We start from the raw sequence: 21,380 nt of genomic DNA on the forward strand, positions 1-21,380 counted from the left end.
CTGATGCGGCTGCCGACGCAGCGCGCCAGTGAGATCGCCGAGTTGTTGCCGCATAACTGGCTGCCGTTACGCAACCTGTAATGCCCGTTCGCTTACATTCAAGATTGCATCTTGAGTGGCTGTATTTATTCCCATTACTGGATCAAGTGATAAATGAGGAGATCCCGAGCCATATAATGCATCAAGGATTGTGCTGTCGAGCCACCTCGCGAGTTGAAACCAGAAGTCGAGAAATATCAACGCGAAAAAAACAACCGTCATCGTCATTGCGACCTGGAGTTGGTATGAGCCAACAATCAGTACGATCGGAATGCTGATGATCATGGCCATCTTTAGGAAAGCGGTTACCATGGGAAGTGCCTGGCGAACCATGTCCATCGCAGGGAAGTAGGCCAGGGAGCCGAGTGCAACGCCGAAAGTGCCGCCCGCTCGAGAGAGCCCATTCCATAGGGTACCGCCTACTTGGCCACCGTAGTCGGTATAGACATCTCCATTGACCTGGTTGGAAGGTGACACCAGCTGTCGAATCAGCGAGTCAGTTACCTCATCCTGCGACAGCCACTTTGCCCATCCGAGAAACTGGGTCAGCAGGTCCGGATCGACCTGGGCCTTTAGCCGATCGCGCAGGCCGATGCTACTGTCGGACCACCACTGCTTGCATTTGGGATAGCCGCCTCCGCCTGTAACCTCCGGCATGCCAGCATCACGCTGGGAGTCATATGGCCACGCCGCCCGGGGCGTCCTTGAATAGTCGGTGTCGTAGTACCCATTGTTGTTCAGGAAGTAGTGCGAACCGATCCAGTTGAGGTCCTGGAGCGCTTTCTTGTCTTCGGCAATGGGGCCGAGCTCTGGCTGCCTCATGAACAACCGCGCGCGCGAGGGGCCGAAGCAGTCATGGGTGAAGTCCGCCACCTCCTGGGCGAGGAGTGGGTTGTTGATCCGCGTCGAGTCGACATCCATGCGCATCTGGCGAAGGTCTGTGCCACAGGGAATGGCAGCGATAGCGCCGTTGGTGAAGCCCTTGGAGAGGGCGTGCATGAAAGCCCACCAGATAGGGAGCTCCGCACTCTTGCCTGCTATCGAGCTGAATGTGGTGTTCCAGCCGGTGTCAGCAGGCTTCGGCAAGGTGACTTGGCACTGCTGTGCGCGCTCCTGGTCGAACTGGATGGTATCCAGCCCCACCGACACCGTGGGAATCCCCCCGAGACAGACCACCACGTATCCAACGTAGATCTGCGTCTCGATGCGGGCAAGGGACAGGACACCCTTGTTGCCTTCGTCGGCCCCTTCCCCGCGAACCTTCAGCCATTCCCGGACGATGATGATCAGAAAGGGGAGGGCAAACAGGCCGGTGTCCGAGATCATGTTCCAGATGCCGTTGTTGATGATCCAGCCGACCAGCGTGAGGTAATACTCGAGGTAATCGTTGGTGTAGAGGGTCATAGCAGGTCACCCCAGCTTACCGGGGCTTTCACGAGCTCGATGATCACAGCAAGGAACGCTACCAGGAGCTCGATGCGAAGCATGCGGTTCTTGGTAGGGCCATCCTCAAGAGGGGGCATCCGGCTCTTCAACTTCAACCAGAAGGTGGCGAGCATCACGTAGAGACAGATCCTCCAAGCCAGCAGCCACAGGTAGTTGTCTTGTCGCCAGTTCAGCCAGAGCTCTACACCGCCCAGGTGGTTGATGACGATCATGCTGAGCACGATACTCACCAGGATGAGGCCCAAGGTGAACGCCAGACTGATGGCCACACCCTTGAGCAGTCCGGCCTTTTTGGTGATTTGCTGGTCCATCGGGCTCACTCCTTGGTCGCGGGTTTCTGCAGCTGCTGCAGGCGATCGGTTTCAGGAGCTCCAGGAAGTACCGCTCTGGAGTTTTCTGCCCGAGACTGACCGCGCTCGACGATGGCCATCGGAGAGTTCTTGGCCAGTTGCTGCCTCATATCAAGCTCAGTCTTCAAGTTGGTGATGAGCTGTTGCAGGGTATCCGTGCTTCCGAGAACAGCATCTACAGCTAGCTTGTTCATGTTCACGTTGGGTTCCTTGCTGCCAGTGATCAGCATTCGCTGGAGCAGCAAGCTTTTCTCGAGTACGTCTGCAAGGGCGACTTCTGAAGCCAAGCGCTGAGCCAGCAATGCTTGGTCGCGTTCGTCGCGCAACGCCATGATTACGCCACGAGTGACAGGCAAGGAGTCGCTGCCGGCATCGCGCAATTTCTCCGCTGTGATCGTTGCACCTGGTTTCAGTAGCTCCTGCAGAGCCTGGATTTTGTTTTCGTAGGTTTCTTGAATCAGGGGGGCAAGCCCGACTCCAGGTGAAGATGCACTGGAGCAGCCTTCGCAGGTCTGAATCTGCTGCTCACCGAGTACACGTGTGGCGAATTCTGCTGCTTTGGATGGTGACTCCCATGAGCCGCAGACCAGGCCATTGGAACAGGTGTCTTTTTGAATGCTCGAGGTGTCGCTAACCGACCGGTTGTTGAGCAGGTTGTAGCCAGCTTTGGTCACATCGCTGACTACCCGGATAGGCTGCTGGCCCGCCCCCCCTGCCTGAGATCCTCCCACCCAGGTGACTCCGGAGTTACCGGAGGCGCTCTCCGTCCTCTCCACAACAGCTACGGCGTCAGAGTTGGAAGCCAACTCTTGGCCCATCTTTTGGCCTTCGGCGACTTTGCCCCACCCCATCTGGTTGCCTGCAATGTCGGCCATGCTCTCGGCCAAGGCACGGCAACTGCCCTTCGACCTGTCGTAGTCGAGGCGCGCCTGCAGGATGCCGTTGGTGAGTAAATTGTAGAGAGCTGGATTGGCGCGCTGCAGGATGAGTGCCGGCAGCGAGGAGACCGCGCCGGTAGCGTTCTGGATGACGGAGCCCATGATGTTCTGGAAGCCTTGAGTAGCGCCGTTCAGCTGGTTCTCCAGTGTGTTGTTCAGGCTCATGTTTCCGCAGACCAGGTTGTTCTGCCAGCCGGCTCCCACCGTGATGCTTTCCATCTGGCCAGCGCTGCCCATAGTGACCGCGCTTCCGCCCCCGATGCTGTACAACACGTCGTCTCCGATCACGCTGCCTTGCGACTCCACTTTGATAGGGTCTACGGCGAGTACCACGGTACTGCTCATGCTGAGCGCGATTCCGATTGCTTGGGTAATGCGTTTCATATGGTGCTCCAGTGACTGAGGCTCATTGGAAGTCGGTGCTGCCAAGGAACGTCTGGCCGCGACGCTGACAGCAGGAGTAGGGGCGCCACAGCGCCCAGGCGTAGGCTTCGTCTTCGGCCTGAACTCGCGGACCGCTGTTGGGGAACACCGCGCACGTCGTCGACAGCGTCGGAGTCAGCTCCTGCCACTTGCCTGTGGTGGCGTCGCCCTCGAGGAGCTCGCCGGCGGGCCAGTAGCCTTCCTCTGGTGTGGCACGGATGGGCATGTACAGATGGGGTTGGCCGTAGCGCGTGGTGACATCGCCTGCTCGCTGGGCGATTACCGCGCCGGCCTTGTAGTCGTCGCTCTGGTGCAGGAAGCCACTGCGTGGATAGACACTGCCCCAGAGGTCACCAGAAAGCATTCCGCCGACCTCTCGCATCCCCGGAGTGAGCGATTCCGGATAGACCGACTCTGGAATGCCGTATCGCCAGGCAATCGTATCCAGCGTGCTGAGCATGTAGGGCATGAAGGGAGTGGTTGCCCCCTTGCATGCGTATCCCGAGGCGCTGGCAAATCGGCTGAAGAGGGACCCACCTGGGTGGCCGACGACATCTGCCTCTTTGAACTTGATGTTGTTGTTCTCGTTGTTGTGGTTCGTAGTGCCGTCATTACCGGCCTGCGCAGACGCATTGGGCGTGCCGAGCGAGCTCATTTCCGTCCACGGGTTGTCGCCCGTGTTGGCGTAGGCAGAAACCACGACATCCGGGATGAAGTGACGAACCTTCGTGGAGGTCCTGACTTTGCACCCGTAGGGGGTGCAGAACAGCCAGTAGCAGATCCCGACCACCTTGTACTCGAGGCAGTCAGGAGATAGCGAAGAGCTGATGATCGCGGCTGAGTTGATCGCGGCCGACGTGGAGAACGATGCACAGGCAGCGATTGCCGCAGCCAAGAGGCGAACAGGGGATTTTTTCATCGCACACTCCTCGAGTGTTCGATGGCCTGCAGGGCTAGGGCAACATTCGGTTGGCCATACACGACGTATTTGCGGCCGACTACCACTGCAGGCAGCTTCTCGACTCCCACACTCCACGCATCAGTGACGCCTTGCTGTGCCTCGAGCAGGTCCCGCTGGATGCGTGTGCCTTCCGGGCCATTCAGGATCTTCTGTGCAGCTGCAGCGGCTTGTTGAGGATTGGCCGGAAGCAGGCGCGAAAGCTGCTCCTCGAGGCGTTGCTGTTCATCCAGCTGAATTAAGCGAATGCCGGCGCCTGCTGGCAGGGTGACTGGATGCGCTGAGTCAGTGATGACCCAGGTTTCGGCGTGAGTGGTGCCTGTGGCTATGGCTCCGCAGAGCACCGCCACGGCGCGCCACTGGCCGATACGTGAGAAGTTGAGCATGGTGCTGCACCTGGTAGTTGGTCAGGTGCAGGAGACCGGAACTGATAGGGGGGACGCAGCAGGAAATAGTTATCCCAGGGACTGGCATTTTATCCGTCACCTGGTCGACGTGCCTGAGCTCATCCCCTGGTTGGCCAGCCTATCCATCGCAGACAGCAACGTGGCGCTATCTGCAGGGCCTTCGAGTCTCAGGGAACGCCCGGTTCTGTTGTCTGTGATTTCCAGGGTTGGGGTAGCCTGAATTCCCTTCTGCTGAGCTTCGAAGCGCTCCTGATCTACAAGAAGGGCGGTTTCGCTGCTGTTCGCGCAGAGCTGCAGGTTGACCTTCGAATTGGCGTTGTCTAGCCCCAGTATCACGAAGTCGCTGGGAATCCCTTGCCCGTTGCTGGCGGTGCGCGCAAGTACCTGGTCCACGGCGCTCCAGAAGGAGGCCGCACCGCCGAGTGTGCCCGCGCAATGTACGAGGCGAGCTTCGTGTACTGCTGCAACACCATGTAGCTGTAGAGGGAAGTGGTGCCATTTGAGGTTCACGTCCGGCTGCTGGTTCACCCAACGTTTCAGCTGAGGTGTATAGGTCCGGCAGTAGGGACACTCCAGATCCGCATATTCGGTGATCGTCCACCTGGCTGTGGGAGAGCCATACAGCCAGGGGCTTTTGTGGTCTGATGACGACCAAGGCCAGAGCCCGATGGCGCCGGCGATCAGTCCAATGACGCAGGCAACCCCAAGTAGGACATACATGGTGCGGTAGCTCATTGCTCAGGCCCCGCGGGTGTCACTTGGGGGATCAATGACTGCCGGCGAAGGGCTTCGATCAGGTCCTCCTGGGCTTTTTCCGGCAGGGGATGTTGCTGCAGCCACTCGTCCAGGGCGGCCTGGATCTGCGGACCAATATCGCGACGATCGACCGCACGTTCTTTGATCTGCTGCAGTTCATCGATGAGCACAGGAGCGCACACCTCAAGAGTCTGCAGGGCTTCTTGCCCAGGATGTTTGAGCAGCTGGGTCAGGTTTTCGATCAGGTTCTGGGTCAGGGAATTGAGAATTCTCATGCCTGGCGCTCCGCGGCCTTCGCTGTTGCAGAAAATGTGATGGGGTAGGGGGTAATGCCGCGCTTGCGGTCCAGGTCGGCTGATACCTCTAGGGCAGCGCCGAGCTCGTCGCACCCGATGGCCTTCATGATGTCGTAGCGCTGCTTCTTCTCTTCCGGCTCGGTCATTGCGAGTGCGAGATACAGACTGGGTGGCACCACACGGAAGAGCAACTCGATGCGCTTGGCTAGAACGACACCTTCGGTGAACTTGCCGTTCTCTTTCCGGGCCGAAAGCATCATCGTCTTCTGGGCAGGCGTCAGCTCACGGAACCGGGCGATCTTCTCGACCTCATCTGGCGGCATGTTCAGGCAGATCCACCACTCGATCATGTTGAGCAGGGCAGAGGCCTCGGGGGGCACGTCGTCGACGTTCTGGGTGGCCATCCAGAACCAGGCCCCGAGCTTCCTCCACATCTTCGTAATTTTCACTGCGTAGGGCGACAGCAGCGGGACCTTCAACTGGATGTGGCCTTCGTCGGTGAAGAAGATCAGTGGGCGGCCCTTGAATTGGTCGCGCTCAGCGATGTTGTTCACCGTGTTGAGGAGCGAGATGTAGGAGATGGCCATCTGCGCCTGGTAACCCTCCCGAGCGTAGGTTGCTAGGTCGACGATGGTGATGTCGGCCTCGGGCCAGGGCGTTCCCTCGCGGTTGAACATTTCGCCTTCCGTGCCCATGCAGAAGATCTGCATGGCCTCGGCCATTTCCATGAAGCGGTTCCGACGGCTCTCGGGGATGGACTCATCCGCAGCCATGGCTTTCAGGGCATCGCGCACGTCTTCGGTCAAGACAACCCGGTTCGCCGTCGAGCACGTCGCCGCGGCGTCCAGGATGCACTGGCGGATCGCGCTGCGGTCGGCACGCGTCATCCTGGCATCCTCGTTCGGCTCGCCGCCGGTGATCATCAAGCGGGCCGTGATCTCCAGCTCACCGAGGATGTCGCGCTGTTCGTCTTCTGTACCATCAAGGGCGCTGGCCAAGTGCGCGTCCGAAGCTTCGAGGTCCTCCGGGTTTAACACCTTCGCCTTGTCGGGCCGTTCAACCAGCTGGATGGCATCGGCAAACGGGGCCAGGCTGACGCCTGAACCTGGTGCGAGGCGGACGCGGTTGACGGTCAGGCCCAGTCGCTTCGCGAACTCCCCCAGAAGACCGAAGCTATTGCCCGCTTCCACGACGAACAAGCGCGGCCGGTAGACCGCCGTGATCTGGCAGAGGATGTTGGTGGCTGTGGCTGACTTACCGGCACCAGTCGGGCCGAACAGGAACAGGTGTGCGTTCATCTGCCGGTCGAGGCGGTTCAAGGGGTCGAAGGTGAGGGGCGCGCCGCCTCGGTTGAACAGTGTGATGCCGGGCCGACCAGTACCAGTGGAGCGCCCCCAGATAGGGGCGAGGTTAGCGATGTGCTGGACAAACATCATCTGGACGTACCAGTCCATGGCTCTCGACTCGTTCGGGTCGAAGTTGCAGGGCAGCCACCGCAGGTAGCTGTTGAGCGGCGCGACTTCGTCCTGAGGCTGGACCGGGAGCATGCCCGCCCCCAGTAGGGCGTTGTTCAACTGGGTGGTCCGTGTTTCCAGTTGGGCCCTGTCGGCGCCGCGCAGGTAAAAGGCGACGCTGGCTCGATACATCTTGTGCTTACGCCCGAGGAGTTTCCGGGCCTCTTCAACGTCGGCGCGGGTGTGGGCGGAGGCTTGGGTGTCGCCTACGGCCTTCTTCGACAACTGTTCCAGGTGGCCTTCCAGCAAGTCCTGCGGCGTTGCCACCATGGTGATGCAGAGGATCGTGTCCTCGGGTAGCCGGTCGAAGAGGGAGTTGAGTGCGTCAGCCTTCTTCGTCTCGCCGGTCAGGTGTCCGGTTTTCGGGGCATCGCGAAGGCGATCGAGCATGACCACTCGATGCGGCATGCCGTCGAATGACCAGAGCCCAGCTTCAATTTGGGATAAGGGTTCCCTGAAGAACAGGTTCTGGGCGAAGTCGGTCCCGCTGGCCAGTGGCAACTCGTCCTCGGGAAGATCATCTGGACGCTGGCAGACCAGTTCATAGAAGCGCCTGATATCTGCGTCGCTGGTACCGAGATGATCGGGATGAGGGTTGAACCAGTGGATTAGCCATTGGCGGATGGCGTGGCCATCCATACGTTTGGCAATCACGCCGGCGTTGGCCAAGGCTCCTTCCAGGCGATCGCAGATAACAGCCAGGTAGGGGCCGGGAGCCTGGCCACGCACGACGCTGTCCTGCTTGGCGACTCGCCGATACACGACCAGGCGAACCCTGCGATTTTGGCCGCGCCAAGGCAGTTTGCTGACGGCCGTATCCTCGAACAGTCCTCCGGGCTTGGAGATCGATTCCAGGTGCCGTTTGAACAGCGACCTATACAGCTCGGTGAACTCGCTGCCAGCTGCACTGGGCTTGATGTAGGAGCGCAGGGCTTCCTGGTACTCGTCCCAGCTCGTTTCGTCCTGGGCGTACAGCTGCAGTACCCAAGGCGAGCTTTCCAACTCTTCGAAACAGTCCTGCAGGGCGTTTTCCAGCGCATCACGCGCCGAGCGCAGCCATGCGGAGTCGCGGCCCTCAGTGCCGATCGGGGTTAGCTCGAAGAAGGCGGCCTGAGAGCGGCCGTCCTCGAGGAGCATCGCTTTCTCCGCCGGCAGAAATTCTACCCACGGCAGCAGGTCGACAAAGGATGGAGCCACATCGTACATGCGGGCTACGTCAGCATCGGTGGCTGGTTTGTCCTTCGGATTGCGCCAGTCGTTGGGGAGCGGAATGCCGAGGTTGGCAAGGCGCTCCAGGTGGCGTTCGGTCGCCGCTTCAATTTCATCAGGGCCAGCAGGTGCTGGCAGCGGGTCTTGCTCTTGGGTCGACAGATACTCGTCGGAGTGGTTGTCGAGCTCGACAACGGGCTCGACCGTCTCTGCCCGGGCTCGTCCACGGAGACGTTCAAAAAGGCCCATCAATATTCCTCCGTTCTTTCGCCGGGCATCGCGTACTGCACCCGTTGGTAAAGCGGGAAGACCGTGGTGTAACCGGGGACCGGTGCTGGGTCAGATCCTGCCAGGTGAGGGAACACGTACATGACCAGGTCAGGGTTCGGCAGACGTTTGAACTGGCTGTAGATCTCGTTCTGCGCAGTGCGGGTGAACTCGTCATTGTCGTTCGTGGCTGCTGCCTGCCCTACGTCGATTGGACGGCGGAGCTCCTGCCGCGCATCCAGCAGCAATCTGCTGCTGGAGCTACCGCTGCTCCCGGTTGTCCCCTGCTGCCATACATCCATCATGCTGGTATCTCCATGGGGGAGCAGCTCGTCCTTATTGGTTGAGCAGCCACTGCTGAGCATGGCCAGCGCAAGCCAGGCGGCAACGGCTGCCCGGCGCTCAGTCAAGATTTGCGGAAACATGCGAAGCTCCAGCGGTGTAGTCGACCTTGCGGCCCTTGATCTCGTAGTCGATCGCCAGTTGCTGATCGAGATGGACGGACACCTTCGCCCCGGGCGGAACGTAGACCGCGGCGAATGCCTCCCCGTACAGCTTGTTCATCCAGGACCTGATATCGCTCACGCCCCCCGACAGGATGCTGCCGATGGCGGAGTTCCCTGAGGTGCCGGTGGTACCGAACGACGTGCCGTTGCTGCTGAACACCGCCGAGCTGCTGCTGTCGTCCGCTTTCAGCAGTTTGGCGACGCCGGCGCCGGCGGCAGTGACGAGCGATTGGTTGGTCAGGTATTCCTTGGCGTTGGAGCGGCGGTCGCCGGAGATGCAAGGGATGCCATACGGGTCGCTGATCCAGCCCAGTCCGCCCTGGATGGACTGCTGGCCATTTCCGCTGCTGGCCTGGTTGTTGTTCTGGTTGCCGTTCGCCTCCTCGGCCGGAGCCGGGAAGGTTCGCACTGTCCCATCGTTGAACACGAAGGTGAGGCTGCGGATCTGACCGCGCACGCAAGACAGCGTCCAATCGCCGGAAGCAGTGCCGGTGGCCACCGCGCCGGCGACGTCGGGCAGCTCGATGCCATTGGCGGTCAGGTTGTCCGGGCCGATCAGTACCTTGAACGGGTACGGATCGTTCACGGTGCCGTCGATCGGAACCCTACCGATCAGCGCTGACATGGCCACCGATCCCATCAGCGTCGAGTTCTGAGGCAGCGTGTACGTCTTCCGGACCTGCTTACGGGCGTCTTGCGGCGATATTTCGCCACCAACGCTGTGAGCGCTGTTGTTGAGGATGTTCTGTCCTCGGTCGGCAGCCTGGCCGAAGCTCGACGGGAAGCTGAAGCTACTGGCGGATTGTCCTGAGCCTGTGGTGAGCGGCTTGCCACTGGCATCCAAAGCCGTAGCATCCTGGGGCTCAATCCAGACCATGTCCTGCTTGGAGCTGGCGTTGTGCTGGAATGCCTGGCCATCGCCAGGCTGGACGCCGAAGCCGATCGGCAGGTCGCTGCCTGTAGAGTTGGCGCCTTCCATCCCAGACTCGCGCTTGGAAAGGGTATCCATCTGCTTCTGCAGCTTGTCGAGGATGCCTTGGCTCTGTTCCTGGGTGTGCTGCTGCAGTTGCTGCTGGGCGGCGTTGAGGCGTTGATCCACGGTCTGGTTGATGTTGCCCAGGCGGGCCTGCAGCTCCTCGTTCTGTCGTTTGAGCTCGCCGTTATCCTTCAGGGCCTGTGTCATCTGGTCCTTCAGCTGCCGGCTTTCCGCGACAACTGTACGAAGGGTGTCACTGGGCGTGTCACCGTCTACACCCAGCGCCTTGGCCTGGCCGGAGCCGATCTTGGGCTTTTCCTCGGGCGTGGCATCTTCGCCTTTGTGTTTCGTAAGGCTCGTGAGTATCACGATGACGAATATGCCGAAGGGGACGGCCAGCCACTTCAGGAGGGGGTTACCTTTCAGAGTTGCTGCCACGCTGGCCTCCTTTCGGATCTACCTGGCTGATGGATGCCGGCAACAACGACTCGCGGAGCTCCTTGCCCTGGGTGACCAGGTAGACGGTTGTAGTGTCCGTCGCGTTGCCCCGCGCCCCGAGGTAGGGGTGTTGGAAGGTGGCCGCAACGAAGTTGCCCATCAGGTCGCGAGGATCCAGCTTGAGCTGCTGTGAGCTGGTGTTGCGCAGCTTGACTGCGGTCACGTAGAAGCCATCCAGCTTCCAGGCGCCGAGAGCACTAGCTTCCAGCGGCTGTACTGGCAACAGAGTGCTCAGATCAAGTCGCCGATCGATGCGTTCCTGGGCAATTCCGGCTACAGGTTCAACAGTACGCAGTGGGGCATACAGCATTTGCGCCGCGTACCTGGTGAGCACCACCGGTGACGGTGTTTCATGTTGCGGTACCGGGGGCGCATCTTCTTCCTGCTGGCCGGTAGTGGTGGTCGCCGCTGTGCTTTGGAGCTTGGTGCTGGGAGCTTGGCCATAGCGGGACGGTGTGGTCTCTCCAGCGACAATCTTCACCGGCTCCAGTGCAGGCTGACCGTCCTGTGCCGGGGTGGCCGCGATGTCCACCAGCATGATCTCGCCGTTGGCGACGTTCTGCAGCTGCAGGCGAGAAGGAGAGATGGTCTCGTTGGCGAGAAGGTAGATGGCGCCGCCCGTACTCTGCACTCGAAGCTTCCCGACCAGCTCAGGTTTCATGCCCACTCGCACGTTCTGGTCGACGAACAAGATCCGCTCCTGGCCTACCCGCAGAGGCACCGCGAGGGGGATCCGCTCCCATTGCAGGATCTCGACCGCCTGCGCATGGGCAGCAATCAAGAAAGACAGGGCGCTGCCCCAGCGAAGCAGGATCTTCATTGCTGGCCACCTGGTCCGGAAATGTCGTTGTCGACCTCGATCCTCACCGGATTGCTGGTGTAGCAGTCCCACTGCAGACCGAAGGGGTTGCGCTCGGGGTCAAGGTCCGCACGAACGATATGGAGGGGATAGCGCGATAGGGCGCGCTTTACGCGCTCGCCGCCGTAGTGCTCGTCGGCTGCAATGTCGAGGTTCACGGTCCAATCGTTAATGGTCTGGACGATGGTGTGCTGCTCATTTTTGTCATCTACACCGCGACCTGGGATTTCAAAGACACCGCGCTCGCGCTTGCGGAGCTCGCCCGCGTTGCGACGTAGCTCGAAGTCCTTCTGCAGGTAGGTCTTGCAGCCGGGAGTGAGGTAGGCATCCAGTCGGTCGATGTTGGCCTGATAGTCCACTTCGCCGTCGCTCGGCCAGCGGTTCATCTGCTGGAAGATGTACAAGGCAAAGCTGTAGACGCTCTCCGGTGGTACATCCCACCATTTACGAGTGCTACCCGAGCGCAGGTCTGGAGGTACGTGTACGGTCAGGTCCTTCGGTGCTTTCCACCACCCGTATGCGAGTGCCAGGCACACGATGGTCATGAATCCCAGGGCCAGGCGCAGGCTCAGGATGTGCGCCTGCTGGGCGTCCACCTTCTTGCGAAAACTCATGGTTACTCCGTGCGGTGACAGGTCCATGCGCCGGAGCGCGTGATCAGCCCGCTGTCACCCCAGAATGGGGCGTATTGGGCGATGTAGAGTTGCACCTGGCGGTAGAACCAAGTGTCAGGTCGGTTGCGCTTCATCTTCCGCAAGATGCGGCTTGCGACGGTCAGCCCCAGCACACCGCCGGCGAGGGCGCCCGCGATGATCAGTGCCAGGTTGCCGGACAGAATCGCGACAGGGATTCCCAGGACAAAGCCGACCGCGCCGCTGAGGAACACGGTGCCCCACATCTCGTCGGCAGTCAGACCGCCCATGATCACGGGCTGTCTGTTGAGATTGGTGGGAAGGAACTTGAGGGTCCCATCGTCGAGGTGTTGGTCGTCGGCCATGGTCGCAAACCTTCCTTAGAGGATGCCGGTCGCTTTGGTGACCATGAAGATGCCGACACAGATGATGCCGATGCCCACAACGGCGGTAGCGCCCAGATCCCGCCACTTTTTCTTACCGTCGTGAATGTCGTGGTAGACGCCATAGGCGTGCCAGGAGACGCCTAGGATCATCGCGCCGAGGATGATCAGGCCCAGGAGCATGAACCCGTCGTAACCATAGTTCTGGATGGTCTGGAGCCAGTTCGAACCTTCCCCCCGACTGGGGGCTTGGGCCTGCGGCAGAGCCGCGTTGGCGAGCTCCGGCAGAGCCAGCAGGATCATGCTGAGGGTGAGTGCGCGGGAGTAGGGCTGCTTGGGCATTGGTGTGCTCCGTGAGTTAGCTGAGGACAAAGAAGGTGAGAATCATGAGAAGCAAGATCAGGCGGATGGCAGATGATCCGGCTATCGAACGGTCGAGGTTCTTGGTCGCCCAGCCGCGCCAGATGCTGTAGGCCGCCCAAGCGCCCCACAGCATCGCCAGTGCGACCAGAGCTCCGACGACCAGGGTTGTTGTTGCCTGCGGTGTGAAGCCGCTGGCGGCTTTAAATGCCGCGGACTGCGAGGAGCTCATGCTCATGGCATACGGCCTCCCGTCAGGGTGTAGTTGCCGGTGAGTTCGGCCAGATCTCGGGGCTGGGCGCGACTGGGGGTGAGGTAGTCCTGCAGGCCCTGGCGAATACGCTGGATGTCGCCTGCCAGGCGCTCGTAGTCGAAGTAGTAGCGCTGCCCAGGCTCATCGGCGACATGCGCGCTGCGCCTGGCCGAGTCCTCGAGGGCATTCAGCTGGCGAATCATGACCTCGATGTTTGCCTGCTCGGACGCACTGGCGGCGTCCGCCAGCGGCGGGAAGCAGATGCACCCGATGACGGCGATGAGCCCGTACTGGGCGATTCGGCTGAGAGATGCGGAGGAAGGGCGGCGATGGTTCACGGCTACGCTCTGGCAAGTCGGTTGATGCCAGCTTGCCGGCACCAACCACTCGCTCGCCGCAAGAAATACTTACTGGGCTCGCGCGGATTTTCTCGAGCCCGTCACGCCTAGGTTTCGCGCTTGAAGAACAGCAGGTAGCCCACGGGCATAGCGAAGCCATATGCCCAGCCCTGGGCGTTCTGGTTACCGATTTTGGTCTCGCCGCGGCACAGTGGCTGCACGGTCACCAGTTCCCAGCCCTCAGCCCCCAGCGGCCCGAGGAGCGCCTGAAATGTGTCGTGCTGCAGCAGTTGCACAAGGTCGGGCTCGAGCGTGACCTCGGTCGATTTGAACAGCACTCCGCTGGTTTGGGTCTTTAACGGAATGGCGACGTGCTCGATGCGGTGCTCAAAGCGCTTGAAATTCATGGTGTGCTCCAGCTGGAATAAAGGCTCCAGATAACGGGCTCCGGTGGCTGGAAGCACAACCAGAAATTCTCAGCAGCCCCTGCAGGGATTTTCGGGCCGGAGCTCAGGCCCTCTGTTGAAGAGCTCCTGGAGCACGAGCTTCGACGTATCGCTCCATAATCGCCAGGACCAAGCTGTTGATGGCGAGGATCCGCATGGCGCGGGTCACCGACACATAGAGTAGGTTGAGCTCGTCGTCGCGCCGGCCAGGATCGAGGTCGGGAGAAAGGGGATCGGCTGTGAAGTCCTCGTAGAGCGAGACGAAGTCCCATTCGAGCCCCTTCGCCTTATGCGCGGTGGTCAGGGTCACCGTGGCGTCCAGCTCCTGGTTCTTGTCCACCGAGCAGCTGCGCAGTGCCAGGATTCGCTGAGGGAGGTCAGGGTAGGCCGAGATGATTTTGATCGACCGAAGCATTTCGCTGTCTTGGCTGACCTCGGCGATCTCCACGTACTGGCCGAAGTCTCGGTAGTCCCGTAGCAGCTTCTTGTTCTGAACCTGGTCCCGATTTCCTCGGCTGAAGTGGAACAGGTCTTCAAGGTCGCGGAGCGAATAGCTGTCGATGCCACCCACCCAATAGAAGCGAGGCTTCTCTCGGATGAGGCTGAGGGCATTCTCAATCACGCCGATCACGGTGCGATGGATGAAGGCACGATGCGGCAGGCCTGGGGGAAGCGCCTTCTTCACTTGGGTCTTCGCACCTAAGCCCTGGAGCTTCCGTGTTTCCCCCTTGTAGGACAGGATTATGTTCGCGACGTGGGCTACTGCGGGACCAAACCGGAAACTCTGGGACAGGTAGTGCGTTTCCGCGCCCTCCATCCAGGGTGCGTCGAGCGCATCCTCGGCACCACGGAAACGATAGAGCTGCTGGTGCGGGTCCCCAACAGCGACTCTGCGTATCTTCTGGATGCGCACAATATCGGCGATCACAGGGTTCACGTCCTGGGCCTCGTCCAGCAGGATGCAGTCAAATCGCTGGCTCAGGTCAGGCTTACTCAACTGGTAGAGCTTCAGGTAGCCATCGTGGGGGATCAGCATGCTGGTGTCCTGCAGATCCTTCATTCGAACCCAGATCGAGCGGGTGGCACCCAGCGCTTGTAGGAGATAACGCTCCTGCGCTGTTGTCAGCATCTGCCTGCCCTTGAAGCGCGGGAAATGTTCGCGGTCGATTTCGCCATCCGCACTGGCCATGAAATTGTTGAGAGTGGACAGCACGTCTCTGACCAGTTCCCAGTCTTGGGTATTGAGCGCGCGGGCAATGTCGGTGAGTCGCAGATTCTTGGTCTGCTTGTGGCTGTATTGGGTGCCGTAGACGGCATAGGCCAGGCCATGTGCGGTCTTGCTCACCACGTTTTTTCGGGGGAAGCGGCTGCGGGCCGCCAACTCCACGGAGCTGTTGTAGCAAAGGTAGAGAATACGGAGCTCAGGGTGATGCTGCGCATAGCCAACCAGCGTGGTCGTTTTGCCTGTGCCGGCGAACGCCAAGATCCTGAGCTTGTTCGCTCGCGATCCGATGATGGGCTGTTGCTCTGGAGTCCACTGCATATCGTGCTCCTTAGAGGTACTTCTTGAAGCTGGCTGCTGTGATGCTGACCGAGACACCGAGCAGAGCTGCACATGGCAGCAGAACCAGGAGGGGGCTGATGCTGATCGGAATGGCGAGATAGAGCGTCCAGGGTAGGATCGCCAGCGGAAGCATCGTGCTTCTGGCCTTGTGGTACAGGTAGCTGGACTCCCGGCCGGCGCCGAACTTACGCAGGTCGCGCCGGACCAGCCCGTCGACCAGACCGGTGAAGGCTGCCATGGCAAAGAGCGGGATCGTCAGCACCAGTACCACTGTCCTGACGCAGAAGGTCAGAATCGTAAACAGTGCCGCCAGGGCGTAGGTCTGCACGGTGGACACGCCCTGTGCGGTGAGGTAGCGGACGTCGAATTCTGACTTGGGGCCTGCCTGCGCCACAGCGGACATCCCCTGCATCCAATCGAAGAGGCCGGTCTTCACGATCAGCCACTCGTAGATCAGGCCCACGATCCATTTCGCCGTGTGCCCGGGCTCCTGGACCAGAACGCTATGCAGAAGCCCCTGGGACAGCCACCCCAGCTCGTAATTGAGCATTTCCTGGGCATGCTGCCAGCCAGCCTCCGGCCAGAAGAAGTAGAGGCAGAGCCACTCCACTATCACCGCTGCCAGAAGCGAGCCGAAGAGCACGCCGGCGAGCTGAAAGGGGAGGCCGATGATCGTACGCAGGAGGGACTCCGGACGCTCCTGCTGGGTCTGGGCACGTTCAGCGATTTCAGCCATGGTTCATCCCTCAAGCCGCCTCGTCGCTGCCGCCCAAGTGACGAAAGTCGTCGACCAGGTCGGCAGGGAGCCCATCGTTGATGTTCTGGTAGCCGGGCGCCTCCCACCATTCCCCGGAGCTGGAAGTGGCACCTTTGCGCATGCCGGCTGCCAGTTCCTGCAGGTTCTTTGGCAGGACCTCGTCGGGGTCGTTGGCTGGAAGTGGCATGCGGATCTTCCACAGGTTCCCGCCCTCGATGAGGGCAAAGCACTGCCCCTTTGGCAGGCCTACCACGTGAGCCGGCTCAATCATTGGCACGCTGGTCATCTGCACCTGGTCGTGGGTATTGGAAGTGAACGCCGTCTTGCCGTTGACCGAATCGTTCGCGCTGCTCGCCGGCGTGCTGTTGTAGATCTGCACCTTGGGCAACTGATTTGTCAGCAGTTCGGCCGTGGCTGTCTCCCGAACCCTGAGCATGAACAGGTTGTTGAAGTTGCCCACTACCTGGCCGGCTTTCGCCCGGGAGCCGATCTTGGCCTCGATGTCGCTCATGGTCTGCGTATACGCGGTCACCTGGATGCCGGCGCCGCCTGCCTTGTTGACCATGGGGATGAACTCGTCGCCGATCAGCTCGTTGAACTCGTCGGCGTGGAGGTTGATGCGCACCTTGCCTGCGGCTAGGCCGCCGGGAAGGCCATCGTCGAGACCATGCTTGTAGATGTGGCCGGCTACCGAGACCAGGTCGCTGAACATCGAGTTGCCAACCGCCGAGGACACCTCGGTATCCGACAGAGCGTCGAGACCGATGTAGACCACAGCGCGCTTCCGGATGACCTGCATCCAGTCGAAGATTGGCCTCGAGTCGTTGAGGTCCAGGTAGTCGGGTGAGAGCAGCTCTGCAATCCGGCCGGTGGTGAGCTTCTCCAGGAGCGGCAAAAGCGACGCGACGATCTTGTCGAAATAGGTTTTGTCGTAGCGCACTGCGCTGCGCAAGCCATCCATGACGGAGTCAGAGATGCGCTTCTGCGTAAGGTAGGCATCGATGGCCACTACCCGCAGCGGCCGGTCTTTCATGGCGAAGCTGAGAGTCTTCCGATCGATCTTGCCCTCGATCGCCACGATAGTTTCCCAGGCCTTCGGATCGTGATCGGCGAAATATTTCTGTGCGTACTCCACGAACAGCTCGTCGATGTTGATGACGTGCCGGCGGATCTGCTCATAGTCTGGACGCCTGCCCAGGGCGACGAGGGACTGGGCGATGATGTTGACGAACCGCCAGGCGAACTCCCTGAACGCCGCGCTGTTGCCTTCGCCGGACAGCTGGCCGGCGATGCGAGTTGCAACCTCGCTGATGCGTCCGAACCGCCCCACGGCGTTGTAGCGTGCGGAAATATCGGGCCAGCCAAGGTGGAAGACGTAGAACTCATCCAAGCGCCCGGCGCGCTTGCATTCGACGTACATGCGTTTCAGCAGGTCCGCGTCCCCTTTCGGATCGAAGACGATGACAACCTCGTGGTCGGGCTGCTCATTATCACGCCGGCGTCGGTGGCCATGGTGCACGGTCTGGGTTCGCCGCCCCATCTGTACGCGTCGGCGCCGGCGATGGGGCCGGCGGATGTCCTGCGTGATGAAAAGTTCGGCGAGCCGCGTCTTGCCCACCCGAGTTGTGCCCAGGACGAGCGTGTGTCCCACTCGCTCCCCCAGCGGCAGGCTGACATCGTGTTCCTCTGGCTCAATGCCGTGCAGCCGTGGCAGACCGCCAACTGGTGGAAGTGGCCGAGCTGGATTCCAGGAGGAATCCCATGACGTGGCCTTGGCCAGAAAGCTCAGTGGGAAGGGAGCGAACTCCAACCGTTCCTCGAGGCGCCGCGCACGCTGATACAACGGCGATGGCTCAACGTAAGGGGAGAACTGGGGCAGATAGGTGTCGGCCAGTCGCTGCGTATGCTTTTGTGTCCAGCGGAACCCCTTGCCGATAAACAGCCGCTCATTGCTGACGGGCATTTCGGCGCTGGTCATCGTGTAGTGCGGTAGCCGTCTGATGTTCTTCTGGTAGCGAAGTACTCGAAGCGCTTGCATCAGCCGGATCGTTCCTAGGTAGGCGAACATCAGCGCAGCGATCAAGCCGAAAAGCGGCGTCAGGGCCAGCGCCCAGGGCGCGAGAACACAGAGCGCCGCGGCCATGTAGCTGATGGTGGTGGTGTACAGCTCCACGGGAGGGCGCAGTAGCGCATCCAGCGTGTATGTAGCGGCCATGGCGACTAGCTCCCCTGGGATGTGATGCTTTGCTGAGGACCCTGATGATTTGCTGTTTCGAGTTCGTCACGAAGGTGCTGGAGCATGGAAAGGAGGTCGTCCTCAGTCCTCCAGGCCACACGCCCGCCGAAGAGAGTGATGACGTGCTGCATCTGGTCGAGCATGAGGTCCTGGCGCCGCACGTCCTTCGGCAATTCGATCATCAGGGTCATGTGTGGCGAGTTGAGCGACGACAAGATCGCCTCCTACTGCTGGACGGTGGTCGATGTGATGAGGACGGGGTAGTGACGCAGGCCGAGTCGACCGGCAATGTCGGTTCCCGGCGTGGGGAGCAGCTGTAGGCCTGGTGCCCACTTCCTCACTTCAGCCAGGCGGCTCGGCCCGCTGACATTCACCACCAGGCCCATCGCCTGCAGCTGTTGGAGCTGCTGCAGGTGCCGTTGCAGCCAGGCCCTGGAACTCTCGTCGTCCCCAACAAGGAACAGGGGCTGAAGTCCTGGAGCGTTGATTACCCGGCCCTGAACGGAGCCGGGAGACATCTCCGGCGTCACGATAGGGAAAGCACCACCCAACTGGACGCCTTGTACAGGAAGACGCTGGGCGTCAGCCGGATCAGGTACGAGGTCCTGGTAGTAGGGGAGTGCGGAAACACCACCATGGTCCTCGACGACAACCAGCTGGCCAGCGGATGCCAGGGCGTAAGGCCAGGTGAGGCTGAGTGCGACCAGGCAGCTCGCGAGCGGAAACTTCATGGGTTGGTCACCAGGAGGTTGATGCCGGTTACCCGGCTGAGGTGTCGGGCGAACGACTCGCGATAGCGTGCAGCCGGTGCGCCACCGGCGGGTCGGTGGTAGCGACCTGCAGCGTCGATCCAACTACCACCCTTCGCTTTTTGCTCGCTGAGAATCTCGGCAGTAACAGCCAGGTTCTTGTAGGGGTCGAGGCCTTCGCAGGGGTAGCTGTAGCGGTGGCCATTCGCGCCAATGTTGGTTTGCCCGAGACCGACGTCGACGCGAGCTGGGCCGGCTGTGACGAGAGCGATCATCAGCGCCTGGCAGGCGTCTTTCCGTGTGGCGAATCGGTAGCCGGCGCCGGCGACGTTCAGCGTCCAGGGCCATGGCACAATTTGGTCGCGGATCCGCGCGCCACTCTCCTGCAGCGCGACGGAGTAGAGGACTACCGACGGTATGCCATGCTCGATCGCTATCGTCTGATAAGCCGGCGGTGGCTCCTCGGCGGCGCGGGTTGATCCACAGAGCAGCAGCGCGGTGAGGAGGGCAAGGAAGCGGGTCACTGGCGTTGCCATTGTCCATTGACCTTCATGACGGCAGCGGGCAGCTCACCTCCCAGGCTCAGGCCAAGCCAGCGGCCCTGGTCATGGTTGAGCGTGATCTGCCGGCTCTTCACATTTACCGGCTCGATGCCGGCGAGGATCGCCCAGCGCCGGATTCGATCGTCATCGCCCTGGCTACCTACGAAATACAGGTCGAAGGAGCGTTTGGCGGTCTGCAGCGCGCGCACCTGGTCGATGCACGGAGCGCAATCGTCCTTCACAAAGACTGCCAGGCGCCCGCTGCTCTCCAGGGTTGCTTTGCCGGCCGCGCCGTTGCGGCTGGTGCTCGGGGAGATCTGGATGACCTTTTCACCCGGGTACATGCGGGCGTTGGCTTCGTCGTAGGCACGCTGGTACGCAAGCTCTTTTTCGACACGCTGCCGCTCTGCCTGTACCTGCAGTTGGGCGTACCGTTGCCGCTCCGCGTCCGATTTCGCCTCGATGCCCAGTGCCGTCAGCGGGTCGAGGCCCGGGGAGTAGATTCCGCGAGGACCTTGCATCAGCAACTGATACCGCTCGTACTCCTGCTCAGTGAGCCCCCATTCACGGGCCAACTCGTGCTGCTGTGCCTGCTGACCGAGGTTCTGTTCTGCTGTGTGTTGCCACTGCGAGGCGGTGGTTTGGGAGCTTTGCTCGGCGCCCGATGTGCAGATGCTTGCCAACATCAGACACGCCGAGGCAGTTGCCATTGCGAAGTGATTGAGAGCTCGTCTATGCATAGTCGGACCTATGGCTGCAGGCTGATGGTCTTGGTTGTGCCGGCGGCGTCGAACCGAGCGGCTCGGTCGTCGAGAGAGTTGAGTCGCCAGGTTGTGCCGGCGACTGCGTCGCCGGGGCGAATCAGGTAGATCTGGCTCAGCCTCGTGCTGCCCGGTGGGGCAATCGAGAGGAAGCGTTCGCCTCCTCGGTACTCGATGCCCACGATGTGGAACGGCGGAGGTTCCGGCGGAGAAGGTTTGGCTTTAGGAGGGGAGGGCTTAGCTTTCGCGACAGCGGGTTTCTTGGTTGGGGCCGGTGCTGAGGCCGGTTGGGCTTGCGGCCTCTTCAGCTCCTGGACGGAGTTGCTGAGTGTCTCCAGGTCGGCCTTCAGTAAAACGATGTCCCCTGCAGAGGCTGACGTCTGCGCGAGCTGGCTCACGTTGTCGGCTGCTTGTTTGGCATATGCCTGAGCCGCGTCTATCCGGTTGGATAGCGCCTGCTGGGCAGCTCGGAAATCCTCATCGCTGACCATGTGCTGGCCGGCGAAGGTGTCGACTCGCTCGTCGAGCTTGCCCACTCGGCTGAGAAGAGCGTTGATCGACGTTTTTTCGGCAGCACCTTCCAAGGAGCCTCGCATATTGACCAACTGGTACTGCTGGTAAGCCGCGAGGCCCCCGAGGGCAAGAAATCCTATCGTGATGAGCAGCGATGATCGGGTAGGGCGCAGGTTCATGGGTGTCCTCTCGAAGCCGGAAACACCCTCGCGCATCAGGGGGATGGCTGCAGCAAGAAATGCGTAGCCCACCCGCATGGATTTTTTCTGATGTTGGTTGACCCTGAATTCAACACATAAGTGCAACGCTCACCCCTGTATGCACTTCGTACGGCGTCTTCCAGCCCAAGCGCTTGCGCGGGCGTAGATTGATCCTCGCTACTGTCCGATTGACGGCTTCGACGG

At 60.9% G+C, this 21,380-nt stretch carries 25 protein-coding genes and 1 pseudogene; all 26 read right to left on the reverse strand.

Annotation, left to right across the window (positions count from 1 at the left end; all coding sequences use genetic code 11):
* Window positions 1-66: 66 nt before the first annotated feature.
* Entirely contained in the window at window positions 67-1,443 is a 1,377-nt protein-coding gene (locus A6723_RS07040) for a conjugal transfer protein TraG N-terminal domain-containing protein (RefSeq protein ID WP_083192803.1), read from the reverse strand.
* Window positions 1,440-1,796 (reverse strand): hypothetical protein, encoded by a 357-nt coding sequence (locus A6723_RS07045; RefSeq protein ID WP_054909957.1) that lies wholly within the window; start codon window positions 1,794-1,796, stop codon window positions 1,440-1,442. The genes A6723_RS07040 and A6723_RS07045 overlap by 4 nt, the downstream gene beginning before the upstream one ends.
* Before the next feature lie 5 nt (window positions 1,797-1,801).
* Window positions 1,802-3,157, reverse strand: coding sequence for an integrating conjugative element protein (locus A6723_RS07050; protein ID WP_054909958.1), 1,356 nt, complete (start codon window positions 3,155-3,157; stop codon window positions 1,802-1,804).
* 22 nt (window positions 3,158-3,179) lie between these two features.
* Window positions 3,180-4,115, reverse strand: coding sequence for a TIGR03756 family integrating conjugative element protein (locus A6723_RS07055; protein ID WP_054909959.1), 936 nt, complete (start codon window positions 4,113-4,115; stop codon window positions 3,180-3,182).
* The gene (locus A6723_RS31150; protein ID WP_082450783.1) at window positions 4,112-4,540 is read right to left on the reverse strand and encodes a TIGR03757 family integrating conjugative element protein; all 429 of its coding nucleotides are present in this window, start codon (window positions 4,538-4,540) and stop codon (window positions 4,112-4,114) included. The genes A6723_RS07055 and A6723_RS31150 overlap by 4 nt, the downstream gene beginning before the upstream one ends.
* A 96-nt stretch (window positions 4,541-4,636) precedes the next feature.
* The gene (locus A6723_RS07065; protein WP_054909961.1) at window positions 4,637-5,296 is read right to left on the reverse strand and encodes a thioredoxin domain-containing protein; all 660 of its coding nucleotides are present in this window, start codon (window positions 5,294-5,296) and stop codon (window positions 4,637-4,639) included.
* Window positions 5,293-5,592, reverse strand: coding sequence for a hypothetical protein (locus A6723_RS07070; RefSeq protein ID WP_054909962.1), 300 nt, complete (start codon window positions 5,590-5,592; stop codon window positions 5,293-5,295). The genes A6723_RS07065 and A6723_RS07070 overlap by 4 nt, the downstream gene beginning before the upstream one ends.
* On the reverse strand, window positions 5,589-8,585 hold the full coding sequence (locus A6723_RS07075) for a conjugative transfer ATPase (protein ID WP_054909963.1): 2,997 nt from the start codon (window positions 8,583-8,585) through the stop codon (window positions 5,589-5,591). The genes A6723_RS07070 and A6723_RS07075 overlap by 4 nt, the downstream gene beginning before the upstream one ends.
* Entirely contained in the window at window positions 8,585-9,028 is a 444-nt protein-coding gene (locus A6723_RS07080) for a TIGR03751 family conjugal transfer lipoprotein (protein ID WP_054909964.1), read from the reverse strand. The genes A6723_RS07075 and A6723_RS07080 overlap by 1 nt, the downstream gene beginning before the upstream one ends.
* Window positions 9,006-10,511 carry a TIGR03752 family integrating conjugative element protein gene (locus A6723_RS07085; RefSeq protein ID WP_054909980.1) on the reverse strand — a complete coding sequence of 502 codons (1,506 nt, stop codon included), beginning with the start codon at window positions 10,509-10,511 and terminating at the stop codon, window positions 9,006-9,008. Before A6723_RS07085 ends, A6723_RS07080 begins: the two co-directional genes overlap by 23 nt.
* Window positions 10,501-11,403: a TIGR03749 family integrating conjugative element protein gene (locus A6723_RS07090; RefSeq protein ID WP_054909965.1), complete on the reverse strand. Its 903-nt coding sequence runs from the start codon at window positions 11,401-11,403 to the stop codon at window positions 10,501-10,503. The genes A6723_RS07085 and A6723_RS07090 overlap by 11 nt, the downstream gene beginning before the upstream one ends.
* Window positions 11,400-12,056 carry a PFL_4703 family integrating conjugative element protein gene (locus tag A6723_RS07095; RefSeq protein WP_054909966.1) on the reverse strand — a complete coding sequence of 219 codons (657 nt, stop codon included), beginning with the start codon at window positions 12,054-12,056 and terminating at the stop codon, window positions 11,400-11,402. The genes A6723_RS07090 and A6723_RS07095 overlap by 4 nt, the downstream gene beginning before the upstream one ends.
* A 2-nt stretch (window positions 12,057-12,058) precedes the next feature.
* Window positions 12,059-12,439, reverse strand: a complete 381-nt coding sequence (locus A6723_RS07100) for a TIGR03750 family conjugal transfer protein (protein ID WP_054909967.1) — start codon at window positions 12,437-12,439, stop codon at window positions 12,059-12,061.
* Window positions 12,440-12,454: 15 nt separating this feature from the next.
* Window positions 12,455-12,799: a TIGR03745 family integrating conjugative element membrane protein gene (locus A6723_RS07105; protein WP_054909968.1), complete on the reverse strand. Its 345-nt coding sequence runs from the start codon at window positions 12,797-12,799 to the stop codon at window positions 12,455-12,457.
* A gap of 16 nt (window positions 12,800-12,815) precedes the next feature.
* Complete coding sequence (locus A6723_RS07110) at window positions 12,816-13,055, reverse strand: TIGR03758 family integrating conjugative element protein (protein WP_054909969.1); 240 nt, start codon at window positions 13,053-13,055, stop codon at window positions 12,816-12,818.
* Window positions 13,052-13,369 (reverse strand): RAQPRD family integrative conjugative element protein, encoded by a 318-nt coding sequence (locus A6723_RS07115; protein WP_082450784.1) that lies wholly within the window; start codon window positions 13,367-13,369, stop codon window positions 13,052-13,054. Before A6723_RS07115 ends, A6723_RS07110 begins: the two co-directional genes overlap by 4 nt.
* 146 nt (window positions 13,370-13,515) lie before the next feature.
* Complete coding sequence (locus A6723_RS07120) at window positions 13,516-13,815, reverse strand: hypothetical protein (RefSeq protein WP_054909971.1); 300 nt, start codon at window positions 13,813-13,815, stop codon at window positions 13,516-13,518.
* A gap of 103 nt (window positions 13,816-13,918) precedes the next feature.
* Complete coding sequence (locus tag A6723_RS07125) at window positions 13,919-15,397, reverse strand: UvrD-helicase domain-containing protein (RefSeq protein ID WP_054909972.1); 1,479 nt, start codon at window positions 15,395-15,397, stop codon at window positions 13,919-13,921.
* Window positions 15,398-15,407: 10 nt separating this feature from the next.
* A complete protein-coding gene (locus tag A6723_RS07130; protein ID WP_054909973.1) occupies window positions 15,408-16,154 on the reverse strand; it encodes a TIGR03747 family integrating conjugative element membrane protein in 747 nt (248 codons plus the stop codon).
* Between the two features lie 10 nt (window positions 16,155-16,164).
* Window positions 16,165-18,390: a type IV conjugative transfer system coupling protein TraD gene (traD, locus tag A6723_RS07135; protein WP_054909974.1), complete on the reverse strand. Its 2,226-nt coding sequence runs from the start codon at window positions 18,388-18,390 to the stop codon at window positions 16,165-16,167.
* Window positions 18,391-18,395: 5 nt separating this feature from the next.
* Window positions 18,396-18,626 carry a hypothetical protein gene (locus A6723_RS07140; RefSeq protein WP_139092924.1) on the reverse strand — a complete coding sequence of 77 codons (231 nt, stop codon included), beginning with the start codon at window positions 18,624-18,626 and terminating at the stop codon, window positions 18,396-18,398.
* 9 nt (window positions 18,627-18,635) lie between these two features.
* On the reverse strand, window positions 18,636-19,142 hold the full coding sequence (locus A6723_RS07145) for an integrating conjugative element protein (protein WP_054909976.1): 507 nt from the start codon (window positions 19,140-19,142) through the stop codon (window positions 18,636-18,638).
* Window positions 19,139-19,696: a hypothetical protein gene (locus tag A6723_RS07150; protein WP_054909977.1), complete on the reverse strand. Its 558-nt coding sequence runs from the start codon at window positions 19,694-19,696 to the stop codon at window positions 19,139-19,141. The genes A6723_RS07145 and A6723_RS07150 overlap by 4 nt, the downstream gene beginning before the upstream one ends.
* A complete protein-coding gene (locus tag A6723_RS07155; RefSeq protein ID WP_306304369.1) occupies window positions 19,681-20,388 on the reverse strand; it encodes a TIGR03759 family integrating conjugative element protein in 708 nt (235 codons plus the stop codon). Before A6723_RS07155 ends, A6723_RS07150 begins: the two co-directional genes overlap by 16 nt.
* 62 nt (window positions 20,389-20,450) lie before the next feature.
* Window positions 20,451-21,155 carry a hypothetical protein gene (locus A6723_RS07160; protein ID WP_054909981.1) on the reverse strand — a complete coding sequence of 235 codons (705 nt, stop codon included), beginning with the start codon at window positions 21,153-21,155 and terminating at the stop codon, window positions 20,451-20,453.
* 109 nt (window positions 21,156-21,264) lie between these two features.
* Window positions 21,265-21,380, reverse strand: a pseudogene (locus tag A6723_RS31665) (IS30 family transposase); the annotation flags it as partial.

Origin of the sequence: Pseudomonas sp. AU11447, assembly GCF_001672555.2 — a bacterium.
Lineage (GTDB): Bacteria > Pseudomonadota > Gammaproteobacteria > Pseudomonadales > Pseudomonadaceae > Pseudomonas > Pseudomonas nitroreducens.